The following is a 16288-nucleotide window of genomic DNA, read 5'->3' on the forward strand; positions in this document are numbered from 1 at the left end:
CATTGTAGTGTCGAGACCCGACCATGCGGAATCCTGCAGATTGCCGCAGGCGCGCGGGTGGTACCGGATGGTCCTCCACCATGCCTGAGCAGCGCACAGGATCGCCATGAAGAGAAGGTGGTCCGCAAGCCGGGGCTACGAAGAGCAATATCGCCCAGATCATTGATTTTATGTGTTCTTTTCGAACTCGACGACGACCGAGCCGAATATGCCGAAGTCCGCTTGAACGACATCGCCGGCATGCACGGGATCCAAGCCGGTGCATGTGCCCGTAGCGACAATTTCGCCAGCCTTCAGGTCCGCCCGGCGATTGGACTGATGGTTCACGAGCCAGAGCAAGACGTTGAGCGGATCACCCAGAGCCCGGCTGCCCGTCCCGCGTCCCCGAAGTTGGCCGTTGACCGTCATCGTGACGCCGTGCTCGCGTAAATTCTGTCCGCTGAATTCATGCCAGTTCCCGGTGACCAGCGCGATGTTCACCCCGCCGTCCGCGGTCGTGAGCAACCTGCCTTTGCCTTCAAGTCCGCCGGAAAAGCGGGTTCCCACCACCTCGATGACCCCGGCTACGCCATCGATGACATCGACAACTTCAGCCAGGCTGTGCTGCTCAGCGCGCCAGGGGAGATCCCGGCCAAGACGAAAGGCGAACTCTCCCTCCACTGCGGGCATTTGCTCCGGGGAAATCTTAATCCGGGCGGGGCTTTCCTGGACAAAGGGAGCCAAGAGAACGCCCATGCCCGGCTCGTCCGTCGAGAGGAGTCGCTGGGCCTCCTTGCTGGTCGAACCCACCTTGTAGCCGCATCGGGGTAATCCGCTCAGCTCAACGATAGCTTCCTGCACTTCGTAGGCTTCAAGGATCGTCTTCGGCAGGTCACTTCTCGTGGCCTCGAGGGTATGCCCGAGGCGTCGCGCTTCCCAAAGTTCATAGGCCAGGTCACTCAAGACATCCCCCGATAAAACTGCATTCACTCCAAACATCCTATTGAAAGCCTGGATGCCGTTCAACGCTCCCCGGCTGTCAAGACGTGTGGTTGAATTGAAGTCTCTGTAGGACGCAGTAAGACATTGTCTTAAAAGATAAAATCATCTTACCGGACGGAACGGACGGAAATTGAGAGAAGTTGGTCGGAGCGGCAGGATTCGAACCTGCGACCCCTTGGCCCCCAGCCAAGTGCGCTACCAGACTGCGCCACGCTCCGTACCGGAATTCTGGCGGAGCGTCCCGCGCTCCGGCCCTGCGAGCTGCAGGGAGGCTTTATATACTCTGGCGATATCGGCAACGCAATGGGCTGCAAAAGAAAATCTCGTTCACGAGACGAGAAGGATCAGCGAAGCACTGATGCGCTGCTCATTCGCACAGGCAGGAGACGATCCGCGACCGCGCAAAAGCCCTCATGAGTCTCAGCGGCTTGCCGCCCGCAGCATGTCCCGCAGTTCGCTCAGTTCAGACAGAATGTCGTTGAGTTCACTGGCCTTGGTCTTGGCAGCCGGCGGCGGCGTCAAGGGCAACTGAGCGGTTTCCTCAACCTCCGGCTCCAGTTTTCCGTGCCCCTCGCGAAGCAATTTCTGCACACCTTTGATGGTGTAGCCGTCGGTATACAGCAGTTCGCGGATACGCCGCAAAAGATCAACGTCTTCAGGACGATAATAGCGTCTGCCGCCTCCCCGCTTTAAGGGTTTGACTTGCGTGAACTTGGTTTCCCAAAACCTCAGAACATGCTGAGGCACGTCCAGATCTTCCGAGACCTCACTGATGGTTCGGAAGGCGGCGTGGGACTTACCGGCAGAACGGCTTGCAGGCATAAAAAGCGGGACTCCTTGTCGGCGCCCCCCATCTACGTCAATGGCCCCTTACGGAAGACATTGCCCTACGACGACGACAGGGTTTTGTTTATTCGGTTTTTCAGCACATGCGAGGCACGAAACACCAAAACACGCCGTGGGAGAATGGGCACTTCTTCACCGGTTTTAGGATTGCGCCCGATACGTTGGCCCTTTTGCCGAACAGAGAAGCTTCCAAACGACGAAAGCTTCACCATTTCCCCTCGAACAAGAGCACTGGAAATCTCATTTAGTACCGTTTCCACGAGATCGGCAGACTCGTTTCGAGACAAACCGACTTCCTGATAAACAGCTTCGCTCAGATCGGCGCGAGTTATTGTCGCCTCGGCCATTAGTCCCCTCCACTCCCCATTTTTTTCACGTTACCCCATCGCTCTCAAATCGTCAAACATTCAACGACTACTGATGGATGGGCGCCAAACTTTACACAGCTTCGCACCAAGTATGGTTAAGAGATTTACTTTGCAACAGTAATAGTAAGTCGCACACGCAACTGCCGGTCTACCAGCGGACCAGCGCGGAGCCCCAGGTGAAACCACCGCCCATGGCCTCCATCAGCACGAGATCCCCCGCTTTGATGCGGCCGTCCCTTGTGGCCTCTACCAGCGCAAGTGGTATCGAGGCCGCCGAGGTATTAGCATGCTTATCAACTGTTTTGACGACGCGGTCATCAGGAAGCTTTAAACGCCGGCCCATGGATTCGATGATGCGCAGGTTCGCCTGATGCGGCACCAGCCAATCGATATCCTCGGCTGTCAGGTTGTTCGTCTCCAGGGCTGTATCGATCGCTTCGGCCATCCGGACCACGGCATGGCGGAAGACCTCCTTGCCTTCCATGCGCAGGTGACCCGCGGTTCCCGTCGTCGAGGGTCCGCCGTCCACGTAGAGGGCATCGCGATGACGTCCGTCGGAATAGATATGCGTCGAGAGGATGCCGCGGTCGTCAGTCGTCCCGGCCCCCTCTTCCGCCGAAATCACCACCGCGCCGGCGCCGTCGCCGAACAGCACGCAAGTTCCGCGATCCTCCCAATCGAGAATGCGGGAGAAAGTTTCCGCGCCAACCACGATGGCGGTCTTAGCCTGGCCGCAACGGATAAAATTATCCGCGATCGACAGGGCGTAGATAAAGCCGCTGCAAACAGCCTGGACGTCAAAGGCCGCGCCTCTGACCATGCCCAGGCCTTCCTGAATACGGGTCGCGGTTGCGGGAAAGGTGTCATCCGGCGTCGCCGTGGCGCAAATCACCAGATCCACGTCTTCGGCGCTCATACCGGCATCGTTCAGGGCATCTTTCGCCGCCTTAATGCCCAGGTGGGAGGTATATTCCCCTTCCGCCGCAATCCGGCGCTCCCGGATACCGGTTCTCTGAGCGATCCATTCGTCGGAGGTATCGATACGCTGAGCCAGTTCGGCGTTCGTGATTCTCTTTGCGGGAAGATAGGACCCGCAGCCCTTCACCTGAGATCTGATGGTCATGCTAACCCGATGGTTTATTAGACAGCGGCCGCCTGCGCTTCCGGTTCCTGGCGAGTGAGGGTCGAGAAGTCCGCTTGAATTTTCTCGATAACCCCGTGGTTTGCCATATCGATCGCAACGCCGATGGCATTGGCAAACCCGAGAGCGTCGGTTCCGCCATGGCTCTTGACCGCGATCCCGTTCAGACCGAGGAAAATCGCACCGTTGTAAACCCGGGGATCGACCCGCTTGCGCAGCTTGCGCATGGCCGAGCGCGCCAGAACATAACCGATGCCCGCGAAGAGTGAACTCTTGAAGGTCTGGCGGACATACTCATTGATCAGCTTGGCGGTTCCTTCTGCGGTCTTCAAAGCAATATTACCGGTGAAACCGTCGGTGACGATCACGTCGACGCTGCCTTTGGCGATGTCATCGCCTTCCACGAATCCGACAAACTCGCCGGGCAGATTGGCGCGGCGCAGGATTGCGCTGGCGTCCTGAAGGTACTCGTGCCCTTTGATGTCTTCCGAGCCGACGTTCAAGATGCCGTAGGACGGCTGCAGAATCCCCAGGACACAGCGGGCGAAGACGTTCCCCATGACCGCGAAGTCCACGATGTTGTCCGCATCGCAGTTCAGGTTCGCACCCAGATCGAGCATCACCGATTCGCCGCGCAGGGTCGGGAAGAAGGATGCAATGGCCGGCCGGTCGACCCCAGGAAGGGTTTTGAGCACGAACTTCGCCATGGCCATTAGCGCACCGGTGTTACCGGCGGAGACGACGCCGGAGGCATTGCCGTCCTGCACCGCGTTGATCGCCAGGCGCATACTGGACTTTCGTCCGGCACGCAGCGCCACGGACGGCTTGTCGCCACTGCGCACCACATCGTCGGTGTGAATAAGCGTGGTTACCGCCTTCAGACGCTCAGAACGATCGAGCAGAGGACCGACTTCATCCTCGCGCCCGTACATCAGAAAATCGACCTCGGGGAAACGTTCGCATGCCATTTCGGCACCATCAACGACCACGCGGGGTGCTGAATCTCCCCCCATCGCATCAAGTGCTATGGTCAAACGGTCGCTCACAAAACCTACTTTCGCCACACGTCAACAAGGACAATCGGCAAATTCAACGGTGCTGCAACCGCACTAAGCTTCGATCTCGGCGACTTCACGTCCGTCATAGTGTCCGCAAGACGCGCATACGTGGTGCGGTCTCTTCAGTTCACCACAGTTTGAGCACTCATGATAGCTGTTTGATGCAAGCGCATCATGGGCACGGCGCATGTTGCGGCGCGACGGGGAAATCTTACTCTTTGGAACAGCCATAGTTCTCTATCCATCTTTCACAGGGCTATCAACGGGCCGGCGGGTAGGCGCGGAGCCGTTTCATAGCTAAATTATACTCTTGCGGCAAGCCCGACCGGTTTAATCTTTACCGTCTTTTTCACCGCTTTTCAGTGCCTCGAGAACCGCGAAGGGATTAACCTTCCCGGAATTCTCGCTTGTCTCGTCATCATCACTTTCAGCGTCATCCGGGCCACCGGATGAGAAAACCTCTCCCCGGGATGCCAGGCCCTGCGCCCTGGGATAGGGGTTTATCGCCACGGAGAGTTGCTGCGCAACCGCCTCACCAACGTCTATACCCCTTGGCCCTGCAGGTTCCGGCGGATCATCGGCCTCCGGGTCAATCACAATCTCCGACCCTGCGCTCTCCGCCGACTCCGGACCAGCTTTGGCCAGATCCCCAGCCTTCGCCGGATCGCCAGCCTTGGCAGGATCCAACGTAAAGCGAAGGACAAACTGCTCATCCAGCGTTTCGGTCACCGGTTCCAGTGTCACCACGCAAGGCTGTTCAACTTCCGCCTTAAGCCGGCCTTCAAGCACAATAATGTGACTTCGGCCCTTCCGGCGCAAAACCACGTCTGCGGTAACACTTCGAACGGCGGTCACACCAAAGCGTTGCGCCAGAGCCTCGGATTCCTCCGTATTAGGAGAAAAGCTGCGCTCAATCACCCCTGGTTTCAAGTCTTCGACCGTGACCAAACGGCTAAATTCGACAGAATCCTGCCCGTCACCGGCTTCCACAGAGTCCGCTTTCACCGCTACGCCTTTGAATTTATCCGCAGAAAGCGGCGCACATTAGGGGGACAGCCTACCCTGGTCAACGCCTTTTTACCGCCGATTTCGGAAGAAAACCAACGACTCGGGCGTCAGCGCCTCATCGGTCAGGTTTCGGGCGGAAATTCGCGCTCAGGCCGCGGTTCCTGATCCCGGCAAGTCTTCCGGAAGCGCCGGAAAGACCACATGGCCCTGCAGCAACTGCTCCATGTCCTGCCCTGCAAGCTCCGCCGCGACCGTCTTCGCATAGACCGCAATGGCATCGAGTTGTGCCGGGCTGGCCTCAGTCGTGCCGAAGAGATTGCGCTCCAATGCAGCCTTGAGGGCTGCATCACCCTCCTTCAAGCCCGATTCGTAGGCTGAAATCCGGCCATAGAAGGCCTGCACCATGGTTTTGATCCGTGTGCCGACCCCGACATCGCCCACCCCCATCTCACGCAGACTCAGGTCCATGTCCATGAAGAGCAGGTCAAACAGGGCCTGCGACAGATTTGAGCTGCGTTGAGGCTCCTTCTTCAGGCGGTTCATCACCAGAAAAGCATGTAAAACGATCAGATCGAAACGCCCGTCCACGCTGTCCGGAACGCCGCAACGGTCGTAGAACATCGGTTGGCGCGCCTGCAGAACGACCGATTCGTAAAGCGCCCGAGCGGGCTCTTTCAGGGGATCCCGGCCGAAAAACCTGCCTAAAACCATGATTTCTATACCTTGGCACTGGGTTTCACGCTTCACGCGGCGGCGGCGACGCGATATAAAGCGAACAGAATCATTGAAATGCCTGTCTTTGCCTGCTTTATCAAGATTTGAGAGACGGGGGCAAAACGGCTAGAAATACGAAAATAGGGCTGACAGCTTTTTTTCAACCTGTTTGTGAATTGACCGGCGAAATCAATGCGACGCAAAACACACAAAATCTCTGGATCAGCACGTGCCGCCTTCATGGCGTCGGGTTGTGCGGTCGGATTGCTCCTGCTCTCCGGCTGTTCGAACAATATCCAGGTTCGCGGCAACCTGCCCGATCCCGAAATCGTCGGTGAGATCGAGACAGGGGTCCATTCACGGCGTCAGGTCGCCGAACGCCTCGGGTCGCCCTCCGCCATTTCGACTTTCGAAGACCGCAAATGGTACTACGTCGGTCAAAAGACCACGCAGTTTGCCTTCTTTGAACCCGAAGTCCTGGAACGCAACGTCCTGGTCGTGACCTTTGACGGCACCGGGAAAGTCGATGAAACCAAGGCTTACACGCTGGCGGATGGACAGGTCGTGGATGTCGTAAGCCGGACGACACCGACCGAAGGCCGTGAACTGACACTGCTGCAGCAGATCTTCGGCAACCTCGGCAGCAACGTGCCGGGTTCCATTCTCGGCGGCGGAACCGAGAGCCAGCGGCCAAGGTAAGTCCTTCAAAAAAATCCGGGCAAAGTCCAGTAAGAGTCCGGGGAAAGCGTCCAGGGCGATGACCCTGATCTTGTCAAGGACGCTTAGACGGCATTGAGCGGTATCTTCAGATAAGAGATGCCGTTGCTCTCTTCTTCTGGCAGCGCACCGGCCCGGATATTGACCTGGATGGACGGCAGCAAAAGCTCCGGCATACTCAGGCAGGCATCCCGCTCGGTCCGAAAGCCGATAAACTCCTCCCGGCTTCGGTTTGCGCCGACGTGAATGTTCTCCGCCCGCTGTTTTGCGACTGTGGTCTCCCAGGCATAGTCGCGGCCGTTCGGGCCATAGTCATGACACATGAAGAGCCGGGTTTCGTCCGGCAGCGCCAGAATACGATGGATCGAATCGTAGAGGACGCTGGCATCACCGCCGGGAAAGTCGACGCGTGCGGTCCCGAAGTCCGGCATAAAGAGCGTATCGCCCACGAAGGCGGCATCCCCGAAGATGTATGTGACGCAGGCGGGCGTGTGACCGGGCGTCCAGAGAACCCTGCCCTCGAGCCCTCCCAATTTGAAGCGCGCCTCATCTTCGAAGAGCCGGTCGAACTGTGAGCCATCGGCCGGGAACGAGGGTTCCAGGTGATAGAGGTCCTTGAAGACGGACTGTACGGCCACGATGTTGGCGCCCACACCGATGCGGCTGCCGAGCTTTTCCTTAAGATAGCTGCCGGCTGAGAGATGATCAGCATGTGCATGAGTCTCGAGGATCCATTCCACCTTGAGGTTCCCGGCACGAACATAAGCGAGGATCGCATCGGCTGCGGCGGTCGCCGTCCGGCCGGCTTTCGGGTCATAGTCCAGCACCGGATCAACGATTGCGCAGGCCGGTCCATCAGCCTCGGCAACCACATAGCTGACCGTATTGGTCCCGTCGTGGAAAAACCCCTTCACCCTCGGGTTCATGCAATCACTCCCGGTTGGTTGTTCTGATATTCAACAGATATGTCTTCTCTTACAGAGGCATCAATGCAAATCATTTTGATGCGCCCGGGGGTTTCCAAAAACCGGGAGAACCCTATACGGAAAACCCCGGCACCGAGGGCCCTTGAAGAACCTCGGTGCCGGGGTTTGATCGCCGCTTTCTATCGCTGCGTTTGAGCTCTGCGCCCCTTGGGCCGGAGCAGTCAGAGGTCGTCCTTTAGCCTGCGAGAGCCGCCAGCAGCATCAAGGCCACGATGTTGGTGATCTTGATCATCGGGTTGACGGCGGGACCGGCGGTATCCTTGTAGGGATCGCCGACCGTATCGCCCGTCACGGCGGCCTTGTGAGCCTCCGAGCCCTTGCCGCCGTGATTGCCGTCCTCAATGTACTTCTTGGCGTTATCCCAGGCACCGCCGCCGGCGGTCATGGAAATCGCTACGAAGATACCGGTCACGATCACACCCAGCAGCATGGCGCCCAGGGCGGAAAGAGCCGCAGCCTGTCCCGCGATCGCGCTGATGACGAAATAGAGCACGATCGGCGAGAGCACCGGCAGCATCGAAGGAATAATCATCTCCTTGATCGCGGCCTTGGTCAGAAGGTCGACGCAGGTGCCGTACTCCGGCTTACCCGTGCCTTCCATGATGCCCGGGATCTCCTTGAACTGACGGCGCACCTCGATCACGACGGAGCCCGCCGCACGGCCGACAGCGGTCATGCCCAGCGCCCCGAAGAGATACGGCAGCAGACCGCCCATGAAGAGGCCAACCACCACGAAGGGATTAGAGAGCGAGAAGTCGACGCCCTCGGCCTGGATCGCACCGGTTTCGATGAAATGCTCCAGATCGGCGGTGTAGGCCCCGAAGAGGATCAGTGCACCGAGCCCGGCGGAACCGATCGCATAGCCTTTGGTGACGGCCTTGGTGGTGTTGCCGACCGCATCCAGCGCGTCGGTGGTCTTACGCACCGAGTCGTCCAGTTCGGCCATCTCGGCAATACCGCCGGCGTTGTCGGTCACCGGCCCGTAAGCGTCGAGGGCGACCACCATACCGGCCAGAGCCAGCATGGTCGTGACCGCGATGGCGATGCCCATGACACCGGCCAGCAGATAGGTCACGATGATACCGGCCACGATGATCAGGGCGGGAACAGCGGTCGCTTCCATGGAAACGGCCAGCCCCTGGATCACGTTGGTGCCGTGTCCCGTCTCCGAGGATTGGGCAACAGAGCGCACCGGACGATATTCCGTGCTGGTGTAGTACTCGGTCACCCAGATCAGGGCACCGGTGATCACCAGTCCGGCGATGCCGCAGAAAAAGAGGTCGCTGCCGGTGAATTCGCTGGTCCCCACCGTAAAGCTGGCGCCCGTGCCGAGCACCCAGTCGGTGACGAACCAGAGGCCGATCGCGGAGAGCACCGCCGAGGCAACGAAGCCTTTGTAAAGCGCGCCCATGATGTTCTCACTGGCGCCGAGACGGACAAAGAACGTGCCGATGACCGAACCGATGATGCAAACACCGCCGATCACCAGCGGATAGACCATCATCGCGGACATGACATCGGTTCCCGCGAAGAAGATCGACGCCAGCACCATGGTGGCCACGATCGTCACCACGTAAGTCTCGAAAAGATCCGCGGCCATGCCGGCGCAGTCACCGACGTTGTCGCCGACGTTATCGGCGATCACGGCAGGATTGCGGGGGTCGTCCTCGGGAATGCCGGCTTCGACCTTACCCACCAGATCGGCGCCGACGTCGGCGCCCTTGGTGAAGATACCGCCGCCGAGACGCGCGAAGATCGAAATTAGTGACGCGCCAAAGCCCAGGGCCACCAGGGGAACGATCAGATGGCGGTCTTCGAAACCCATGCTCAGGAGGATCGCGTAGTAACCGGCAACCGCGAGCAGCGCGAGGCCTGCGACCAGCATGCCGGTCACCGCACCGGAGCGGAAAGCGACACTCAGCCCCTCGGCGAGACTCTTTCGCGCGGCTTCGGCCGTCCGCACGTTGGCGCGAACCGAGACGTTCATGCCGATGTAGCCGGTCAGACCCGAGAGAACGGCACCGATCAGAAAGCCGATCCCGTCAGCGATCCCGAAGACCAGCCAGAGGACAAAGAAGATTACAACGCCGACCATAGCGATGGCCCGGTACTGACGATTTAGATAGGCTTGCGCGCCTTCCTGGATCGCGGCTGCAATTTCCTGCATCCGCGCCGTTCCGGCATCGGCGGCCAGGACAGAACGCGCCGCCCAAATTCCATAGAGCAGTGCGAACACACCGCAGCCTATGGAGACCAATAACTCTGTCGACATCTAAGGACATTCCCCCATTTTGAATGATCCGACTCGGACGGTCGGTAAAGGCTTGTTGTCGGCGGCAAAGACGCCGAATTGCGCGGAAAGGTGCCAGAATCGCGTAACGATGGCAACACCTTGTCCTGTGACCGGCCAATCGGGATAGCGAGACATAAGAAATCAGTGTTGTGGAATTGCAACCTCCTTTCGGCGCCAGAACCACAGGACCGACGTGATGACCAGGAGAACGGGCACCAGAACGCCGAGATTCAAAGCATCCCAGCCGAAGTAATGGAGCAAGGCACCGGACCCCAATGCCGTCACGGCAACAACGCTAAAGGTCAAAAATTCATTCAATGCCTGGACTTTGGCCTGCTCCTCCGGCCGATGAGTTGAAGTCAGGAGAATGCTGCCGCCCACATAAAGGAAATTCCATCCCAGTCCGAGCATCACCAGCGCACTCCAGAACTGGAGAATCTCGACTCCCGAGAGGTTGATCGCAACACAGGCCAGTATGAGCAGTCCGCCGGTCAGAAGAATCGGCTCCACACCGAAGCGCCGGACAAGGCTACCGGTGAAAAAGGACGGCGCAAACATGCTCAGCACATGCCAGGAAATCACAAAATTGGAGTCGGAGAAGCTATGGTTGCACGCCAGCATCGCCAGCGGCGTCGCGAGCATGATCAGGTTCATGGACCCGTATCCGATCATACCGGCCAGCACGGCGACGATAAACGCGGGTTGCCGCGCAATCTCGGACAAAGACCGCCCCCCCTTACTGACCGCTTCCGGCTTCACATTGGGAATGCGTATGAACTGAACGACCAGAAGTACCAGGAACGACAGGGCCGAGACGACCAGAAAACTGCCCGCGAAGAAGACCGGCGCGAGAAGATCCCGCGACCATGTCGCCAACTGCGGTCCGGCAATGGCAGCAACGATGCCGCCGGCCAGCACCAACGAGATCGCCTGCGCCTTGCCCTCCGGCTTCGCTGCATCCGCGGCGGCAAAGCGGTAATAGGAAGCATGGGCTGCAAAAACCCCGTAGATCAAGGATCCGAAGCAGTAGAGCATGAAACTGCGATCAAAGACGGCCAGAGAGCAAATCACGCCCGCTGCGATCCCAATCACGGCGCCCTGGCTGAAGCCATAGCGACGCCCGAAACGGGACATCACAAGGGAGGCCGGCACGGTCGTCGCCATGATACCAACGAACTGGAGCGCGAACGGCAGGGTCGCAAGGGATGGGTCGGGTGCCAGATTCTGACCGACCAGCGCGGCGATCGCGACCATCAGCACGTTGCAACAGTTCGCCAAGGCCTGACAGGCAGCGAGCAGTCCAACGTTGGGCGTGTTCGAATCTCGGAGCATCCAGGGACAATAAAGGCCTGACCAGGGCGGGCAAGCCCGGAGACCTGACTGTGACAATTTACACCACAGCAATTACGCCAAGCGAGCGGCCTGAGAAGCGAGCGGTATTTAAAGCGAGCGGTTTACTGAATCCGCAAAAGGCCCTGCATGATCTGAACGCAGTGTCCGGAGATTTTGACCTCGACGGCGCGTCCGCCCTCTTTGATGACCCGAAGTCCGATTTTGCTTGGTCGTCCCATTTCCACACCCTGCGCGATATCGATCTCGATAACGCCATCGGCCTGGGGGTCCAGCGTAGCCAGATAAGCGCCGAGCGCTGCGGACGCACTGCCGGTCGCCGGGTCCTCGAAGTTCCCGCTCAGGGGTGCGAACATCCGCGCCTGCAGCCGCGCGATCCCCTGGCCCAGACGCGCATAGACGAAGGCGGAGAAGCGCCCGGAGAGATCAACGAACCCGTAGCTCCGGGCCGCCGTCGAAAAGGCGTCAAAATGAGCGCGGGTCTTTGCCAGCGAGGCCAGACTGACTTCCGCGGCGTAGAACGGCAGGCCGACGGACACACTGACGGGAACGTGGTTTTCCAGAAGAATTTCGCTGGGCTCCAGCCCGATACAGGCGGCGATCGCCGCCGGGTCAATCGGATTGCCGACAGCCAGTTCCTGTGGCGCGGTGATCTCGGCTCCCCTCACCCCTTCCTTGCCTTCGATCAGCGCGACATCAACCAGCCCAGCCTTCTCTTCGAAGCGCATCGCCTGGCCCGGCCGTGCGCCAAAGACATCCGCTTGACGGGCGAGCACGTAGGCCGTACCGACATTGGGGTGACCGGCAAAAGGGACCTCCTGGGCCCGGGTGAAAATACGGACCTGCGCGGCATTGGCCGGATCTTCGGGCGGCAGAACGAAGGTCGTCTCGGCGAAGTTGAACTCCGCCGCGATCTGCTGCATCTGCGACGTCTCCAGGCCGCGGGCGTCGGTAATCACGGCCAGCTGGTTGCCGCCGAACTGTTTTTCCGTGAAGACGTCGACCACGACGTATGGCACTTCGAGCATCTGAACCGCTCCTTCTGCTGCGCCATCCGCTGCAGGCCCGCTAGAGCATAGGCAGGCCTGCGGACCGCAGTGCAAAACTGAATGCCTGTTTATAGATCCGACCCGGCGGAGGCAGGCAAGCGCGCAAATGTCATGGTGACAATTTCTTCGGGAGTCCCACGTTCTTCGAGAGCGCCGCACGGTTTTCTGACTACAGGCCGCGCAAATACTGTCATGCTGACGTCAGCTCAACATCTCTTCATGCGGACCATCTCATGCTTCAGCCCGTTCTCTTCGCCACCCTGGCCGCCGTCGGCAACGCAATCTTCGTCTATGGCCAGCGCGGCGCGGCCACCTCGGCGAATCCTTTCCTCTTTATGGGCTTCGCGGTTCTTGCCTGCCTGGCATTTTTCGCTGTCGCCGTCCTCGTCTACAGAACTCCGGAGGATACGGCTTATGTGGCAGCAAATTGGCGGATGATCCTGCTCAGCGGCTTCGGCTTCTTTGTGACCTTCGTCGGCTTTTTTCTGCTCTTCAACAAGTACGGCGCGTCGCAGTACACGCTCTACGCCGTCATCTCGATCCTGACCACTTCGATCGGCGTCGGGGTTTTTCTCTATCGCGAGAGCATCAACGCCTATCAGATCGCCGGAACGGCATTCGCCGTCGCCGCAATCATCCTCTTTGCTTACGGAAAAGCGAAAAGCGGCTGAACCTCAGAAGGCTTCAGATCTTTCGCGCGCCGTCAGCGAACACCCGGGTCCAATGCAGAATGCGGTGCGACCTGCGCAGTCCCGTGGGCCAAAAGGGGTCTTCCTCCACCAGATCCTGCACAGCGCCTGCATCCTCCGCCGTCACCAGCCAGAGCCCCCCGGCGGGACGTCCATCGGCAGTGTCTGCGAGGGGCCCGGCAGCCGTGATGCGGTTCGCGTTGCGCTCCAGGAACGCAAGGTGCGCCGTCATATATTCACGGCGTTTATCGGCCTGGCTTTCATTGTCCTCGAAAAAAACGGCATAGATCATGGCGGCCTCCTGCTGTGAATAGGGTCAACAGCAATGAAATTGCCGGACGGGCGCCTCTGGATAAATCTGCGAATCTGCAGACCGGAACGGCAGAAATACAGCTCGTGCTAGCCTGGGTAGCCGCTCTCTTCGAGCGCGATGCCGCGAATGACATCCTTGCCGACGATCTTTTCGGCCACGCTGGTCAGGCGTTCCTTGACGATCTGCCCGTCGTAGCCCTGATCCGTTACGTACCTCAGTGCATAGAGCGAATGGAGTTCCGAAAAAAGCAGGTCCCGCAGCTTCGGTTTGTAGAGCTCCGCCCGGTCCAGATTTTCGCCCTGGGGGATCTCGAGGGTCACCAGCATAATCACCTGGTTGGTAATCCGGCCCCGCTCGATGATGGGCAGAATCATGGGCTGGAACTCGACAAAACCGGACTCGATCACCGGCTCCTCGACCACCTCGGCCTCGCCGTCCGGCTCGCGCAGCAAAAACCACCACGCGGCACCGCCTGCCGCGCCCAGCAGCAGAAGAAGCACCAGAAGGAGGATTGCAATTCGCATCGCCAAAGACCGCCGAGATTCATCACGCCAGCCGCAAGAGAGACTCTCAGCGACCTTAAGCAGTGGTAACCCAGCATGATGAATGAAAGGTAAAGCAAGACCTTAAAAGCCGTGTTTTTACGTTTTAAAACAAGGGCCAAAGCCCCGTTATTCGGACACTTACGGAAGCTGCGGACGCCGGTTAAGCGAGGTGATTCCAGCCTGGCTTATCGACTTCGATCACCTCTCCATCCGGAGCGAGAACCCTAACCCCCTCGCCCGGCAGCATTTTTCCGATGCAGGTCAGGGGCAGGTCCAGTTCCAGCGCGAGCCTGGCGATCTCCTCTGTGCGTTCCGGCGCAAGGTTGAAAAGCAGTTCGTAATCATCGCCGCCGCCCAGAATTGAGGCGCTCAAGTCCGGCCTCAGTTCCATGACACCGGCTGCCGCAGCGGACAGCGGCAGATTTGCCGCCCGCAGTTCTGCGCCCAGACCGGACGCCTTGGCGATATGCCCCAGATCCGCCACCAGTCCATCTGAAACATCCATGGCTGCGCTCGCCAGGCCCTCGCGCAGAAGGCGCTGCCCCAGAGCCACACGCGGGCGCGGCAGGAGATAGCGGTCGCGCAGGTACTCTGCGGCGACTTCGTCCAGCTCCGGCAGGAGGGCGTTAAAAACGGCTAAACCAAGCGCGGCGTCGCCCAGGCTGCCCGAGACGTAGATCAGATCTCCCGCCTGCGCCGTTCCACGGTCAAGCGCCGTTCCCTCCGGCGTGGCGCCAAAGGCGGTGACCGTAATCAGCAAGGGACCATCAGTCGCAACCGTGTCGCCGCCATAGAGCGAGACTCCGAACTCGGCCTGATCCTCGGCGAGACCGGCGCTGAACCCGCGCACCCACGCCTCGTTCCCGCCTTTCGGCAGGGCGAGGTTCAGCAGGTAGCCCAGAGGCTTCGCCCCCATGGCCGCGAGATCCGAGAGATTGACACGCAGGGATTTCTTGGCGACCAGCTCCGGCGGGTCGTTCGGCCTGAAATGAACGCCGCTGGCCAGGCTGTCGGCGGTCACGACAATGGAGCTGCCGGGAAGGCTTGGCAGCAACGCGGCGTCGTTCCTGAGCCCAAAGGTCCCGGGGGCTTCAGCCGCGAGAGGCGCGAAATAGCGCGCAATAAGGTCGAATTCGCCAGACATGTCTCGCCCGATCCAACAGGAGCTCGAGAGGAGGTTAGGACGAGGCCGCGCCGTCTTCCAGTTCTTCCGGCCGCAGGCTCCGCGCGACACGGTCCAGCACGCCGTTCACCAGGGCCGGCTCTTTCTCGCTGAAAAAGGAGTGCGCCAGATCCATGTACTCGGTGATGACCACCTTGACCGGCGTGTCCAGGCGTTCCGACAGCTCATACACCGCGGTGCGCAACAGCACCTTCAGGAGGGTCTGCAAGCGGTCGACCGGCCATTCGTCGCTCAGGACCGCGGCCAGCATATCATCCAGCCGGTCCCGCTCCGCCGTGGTGCCCTTGATCAGGGCGGTCAGCAGATCCTGGTCGGCCTCGGAAATATCGAGGCCGTCAACCTCGTCATTCAGACGGTGACGCAGGAATTCCTCGACCACGAGGGCGGCGTTGCCGTTCTCGGACATCTCAATCTGATAGAGCCCCTGAACCGCCGCAAGGCGGGCCAGACTGCGCTTCATGCTGCCCTTGCGTCGGCCACCGGACGGTCTCTTTTGGGCCTTGGGTGTTTCGCCGCTGTCAGAAGATGACATCTCGCCCTCCTCAGCGCGGGAAGAGATGAAAACGATGCTTCACCTTCACCATGTCCAGGCACGCGCGCGCCACGTCGCCGCCTTTGTTCTTTTCCGTCATCCGGGCCCGGGCCCAGGCCTGATCGGCATTTTCGCAGGTCAGAATACCGTAACCCATGGCCAGGGTGTAGCCGCAGGCCAGGTCCTGGAGCTTACGGGCGGATTCCGAGCAAACGTAGTCATAGTGCGAGGTCTCCCCGCGGATCACGCAACCCAGCGCGATGTAGCCGTCGAAGCGCCGTTGGCCGGAATAGAAGTCCATCGAGCGGATCGCCATGCGGATCGCCGCCGGCACCTCGAACACGCCGGGCACTTCCAGACGCTCGTAGGTCGCACCGGCCTTTTCCAGCTCGGCAATGGCGCCTTTCGCCAGCTCGTCGCCGATCTCTTCGTAAAAGCGGGCTTCCACAATCAGTATGTGGGGCGCGTCATCCATTGTCTTTACCTGTCACTCAAATCACTGCTGCTTAATAACT

19 protein-coding genes and 1 tRNA gene are annotated in these 16288 nt (G+C 59.7%); 2 read left to right on the forward strand and 18 right to left on the reverse strand.

From position 1 onward, the window contains the following. Positions 1 to 168: 168 nt before the first annotated feature. The 9 genes from FKG95_RS09820 to FKG95_RS09860 all read right to left on the reverse strand — a co-directional run bounded on the left by FKG95_RS09820 (position 169) and on the right by FKG95_RS09860 (position 6113). Positions 169 to 969, reverse strand: a complete 801-nt coding sequence (locus FKG95_RS09820; RefSeq protein WP_179954028.1) for a 2-keto-4-pentenoate hydratase — start codon at positions 967 to 969, stop codon at positions 169 to 171. A gap of 153 nt (positions 970 to 1122) precedes the next feature. Then, positions 1123 to 1199: transfer RNA gene (locus FKG95_RS09825), tRNA-Pro, on the reverse strand. Positions 1200 to 1401: 202 nt separating this feature from the next. Further along, a complete protein-coding gene (locus FKG95_RS09830; RefSeq protein ID WP_142896182.1) occupies positions 1402 to 1803 on the reverse strand; it encodes a MerR family transcriptional regulator in 402 nt (133 codons plus the stop codon). Between the two features lie 65 nt (positions 1804 to 1868). Then, entirely contained in the window at positions 1869 to 2174 is a 306-nt protein-coding gene (locus FKG95_RS09835) for an integration host factor subunit alpha (protein WP_142896183.1), read from the reverse strand. A 169-nt stretch (positions 2175 to 2343) separates the two neighbouring features. Further along, entirely contained in the window at positions 2344 to 3318 is a 975-nt protein-coding gene (locus FKG95_RS09840; protein ID WP_142896184.1) for a beta-ketoacyl-ACP synthase III, read from the reverse strand. 17 nt (positions 3319 to 3335) lie between these two features. Further along, the gene (gene plsX, locus FKG95_RS09845) at positions 3336 to 4382 is read right to left on the reverse strand and encodes a phosphate acyltransferase PlsX (protein ID WP_142896185.1); all 1047 of its coding nucleotides are present in this window, start codon (positions 4380 to 4382) and stop codon (positions 3336 to 3338) included. 63 nt (positions 4383 to 4445) lie between these two features. Further along, the gene (gene rpmF / locus FKG95_RS09850) at positions 4446 to 4625 is read right to left on the reverse strand and encodes a 50S ribosomal protein L32 (RefSeq protein ID WP_142896186.1); all 180 of its coding nucleotides are present in this window, start codon (positions 4623 to 4625) and stop codon (positions 4446 to 4448) included. A gap of 99 nt (positions 4626 to 4724) precedes the next feature. Then, a complete protein-coding gene (locus tag FKG95_RS09855; RefSeq protein WP_142896187.1) occupies positions 4725 to 5399 on the reverse strand; it encodes a YceD family protein in 675 nt (224 codons plus the stop codon). A gap of 150 nt (positions 5400 to 5549) precedes the next feature. Next, complete coding sequence (locus tag FKG95_RS09860) at positions 5550 to 6113, reverse strand: ubiquinol-cytochrome C chaperone family protein (RefSeq protein ID WP_142896188.1); 564 nt, start codon at positions 6111 to 6113, stop codon at positions 5550 to 5552. Between the two features lie 195 nt (positions 6114 to 6308). Between FKG95_RS09860 and FKG95_RS09865 the strand changes: the two genes are divergently transcribed. Then, a complete protein-coding gene (locus FKG95_RS09865; protein WP_142896189.1) occupies positions 6309 to 6815 on the forward strand; it encodes an outer membrane protein assembly factor BamE in 507 nt (168 codons plus the stop codon). A gap of 83 nt (positions 6816 to 6898) precedes the next feature. Here FKG95_RS09865 and FKG95_RS09870 read toward each other — a convergent pair whose 3' ends face one another. From FKG95_RS09870 to FKG95_RS09885, 4 genes are all read right to left on the reverse strand, one after another. After that, on the reverse strand, positions 6899 to 7759 hold the full coding sequence (locus FKG95_RS09870) for an MBL fold metallo-hydrolase (protein WP_142896190.1): 861 nt from the start codon (positions 7757 to 7759) through the stop codon (positions 6899 to 6901). A 235-nt stretch (positions 7760 to 7994) separates the two neighbouring features. After that, positions 7995 to 10091, reverse strand: a complete 2097-nt coding sequence (locus FKG95_RS09875; protein ID WP_142896191.1) for a sodium-translocating pyrophosphatase — start codon at positions 10089 to 10091, stop codon at positions 7995 to 7997. Positions 10092 to 10253: 162 nt separating this feature from the next. Continuing rightward, on the reverse strand, positions 10254 to 11444 hold the full coding sequence (locus FKG95_RS09880; protein ID WP_142896192.1) for an MFS transporter: 1191 nt from the start codon (positions 11442 to 11444) through the stop codon (positions 10254 to 10256). A gap of 122 nt (positions 11445 to 11566) precedes the next feature. Next, entirely contained in the window at positions 11567 to 12490 is a 924-nt protein-coding gene (locus tag FKG95_RS09885) for a PhzF family phenazine biosynthesis protein (protein ID WP_142896193.1), read from the reverse strand. Between the two features lie 254 nt (positions 12491 to 12744). Between FKG95_RS09885 and FKG95_RS09890 the strand changes: the two genes are divergently transcribed. After that, positions 12745 to 13182: an EamA family transporter gene (locus tag FKG95_RS09890; protein WP_142896194.1), complete on the forward strand. Its 438-nt coding sequence runs from the start codon at positions 12745 to 12747 to the stop codon at positions 13180 to 13182. Between the two features lie 13 nt (positions 13183 to 13195). On the opposite strand, the gene FKG95_RS09895 is transcribed toward FKG95_RS09890, so the two are convergent. The 5 genes from FKG95_RS09895 to ribH all read right to left on the reverse strand — a co-directional run bounded on the left by FKG95_RS09895 (position 13196) and on the right by ribH (position 16248). Beyond that, complete coding sequence (locus FKG95_RS09895; protein WP_142896195.1) at positions 13196 to 13492, reverse strand: YciI family protein; 297 nt, start codon at positions 13490 to 13492, stop codon at positions 13196 to 13198. A 107-nt stretch (positions 13493 to 13599) separates the two neighbouring features. After that, a complete protein-coding gene (locus FKG95_RS09900) occupies positions 13600 to 14037 on the reverse strand; it encodes a hypothetical protein (protein ID WP_142896196.1) in 438 nt (145 codons plus the stop codon). 181 nt (positions 14038 to 14218) lie between these two features. Further along, positions 14219 to 15202: a thiamine-phosphate kinase gene (gene thiL / locus FKG95_RS09905; RefSeq protein WP_142896197.1), complete on the reverse strand. Its 984-nt coding sequence runs from the start codon at positions 15200 to 15202 to the stop codon at positions 14219 to 14221. Positions 15203 to 15236: 34 nt separating this feature from the next. Then, positions 15237 to 15773, reverse strand: coding sequence for a transcription antitermination factor NusB (nusB, locus tag FKG95_RS09910; RefSeq protein ID WP_142896198.1), 537 nt, complete (start codon positions 15771 to 15773; stop codon positions 15237 to 15239). A 10-nt stretch (positions 15774 to 15783) separates the two neighbouring features. Continuing rightward, entirely contained in the window at positions 15784 to 16248 is a 465-nt protein-coding gene (gene ribH, locus FKG95_RS09915) for a 6,7-dimethyl-8-ribityllumazine synthase (protein WP_142896199.1), read from the reverse strand. Between the last annotated feature and the right edge of the window lie 40 nt (positions 16249 to 16288).

Origin of the sequence: Denitrobaculum tricleocarpae, assembly GCF_007004665.1 — a bacterium.
Taxonomy (GTDB): domain Bacteria; phylum Pseudomonadota; class Alphaproteobacteria; order Kiloniellales; family Kiloniellaceae; genus Denitrobaculum; species Denitrobaculum tricleocarpae.

Bases quoted from the DNA above. Each gene is read 5' to 3' on its own strand.
- FKG95_RS09830 (WP_142896182.1), bottom strand. From the start codon at position 1,803: ATGCCTGCAAGCCGTTCTGCCGGTAAGTCCCACGCCGCCTTCCGAACC.
- FKG95_RS09835 (WP_142896183.1), bottom strand. From the start codon at position 2,174: ATGGCCGAGGCGACAATAACTCGCGCCGATCTGAGCGAAGCTGTTTAT.
- FKG95_RS09840 (WP_142896184.1), bottom strand. From the start codon at position 3,318: ATGACCATCAGATCTCAGGTGAAGGGCTGCGGGTCCTATCTTCCCGCA.
- rpmF (WP_142896186.1), bottom strand. From the start codon at position 4,625: ATGGCTGTTCCAAAGAGTAAGATTTCCCCGTCGCGCCGCAACATGCGC.
- FKG95_RS09860 (WP_142896188.1), bottom strand. From the start codon at position 6,113: ATGGTTTTAGGCAGGTTTTTCGGCCGGGATCCCCTGAAAGAGCCCGCT.
- FKG95_RS09865 (WP_142896189.1), top strand. From the start codon at position 6,309: ATGCGACGCAAAACACACAAAATCTCTGGATCAGCACGTGCCGCCTTC.
- FKG95_RS09870 (WP_142896190.1), bottom strand. From the start codon at position 7,759: ATGAACCCGAGGGTGAAGGGGTTTTTCCACGACGGGACCAATACGGTC.
- FKG95_RS09875 (WP_142896191.1), bottom strand. From the start codon at position 10,091: ATGTCGACAGAGTTATTGGTCTCCATAGGCTGCGGTGTGTTCGCACTG.
- FKG95_RS09880 (WP_142896192.1), bottom strand. From the start codon at position 11,444: ATGCTCCGAGATTCGAACACGCCCAACGTTGGACTGCTCGCTGCCTGT.
- FKG95_RS09885 (WP_142896193.1), bottom strand. From the start codon at position 12,490: ATGCTCGAAGTGCCATACGTCGTGGTCGACGTCTTCACGGAAAAACAG.
- FKG95_RS09890 (WP_142896194.1), top strand. From the start codon at position 12,745: ATGCTTCAGCCCGTTCTCTTCGCCACCCTGGCCGCCGTCGGCAACGCA.
- FKG95_RS09895 (WP_142896195.1), bottom strand. From the start codon at position 13,492: ATGATCTATGCCGTTTTTTTCGAGGACAATGAAAGCCAGGCCGATAAA.
- FKG95_RS09900 (WP_142896196.1), bottom strand. From the start codon at position 14,037: ATGCGAATTGCAATCCTCCTTCTGGTGCTTCTTCTGCTGCTGGGCGCG.
- thiL (WP_142896197.1), bottom strand. From the start codon at position 15,202: ATGTCTGGCGAATTCGACCTTATTGCGCGCTATTTCGCGCCTCTCGCG.
- nusB (WP_142896198.1), bottom strand. From the start codon at position 15,773: ATGTCATCTTCTGACAGCGGCGAAACACCCAAGGCCCAAAAGAGACCG.
- ribH (WP_142896199.1), bottom strand. From the start codon at position 16,248: ATGGATGACGCGCCCCACATACTGATTGTGGAAGCCCGCTTTTACGAA.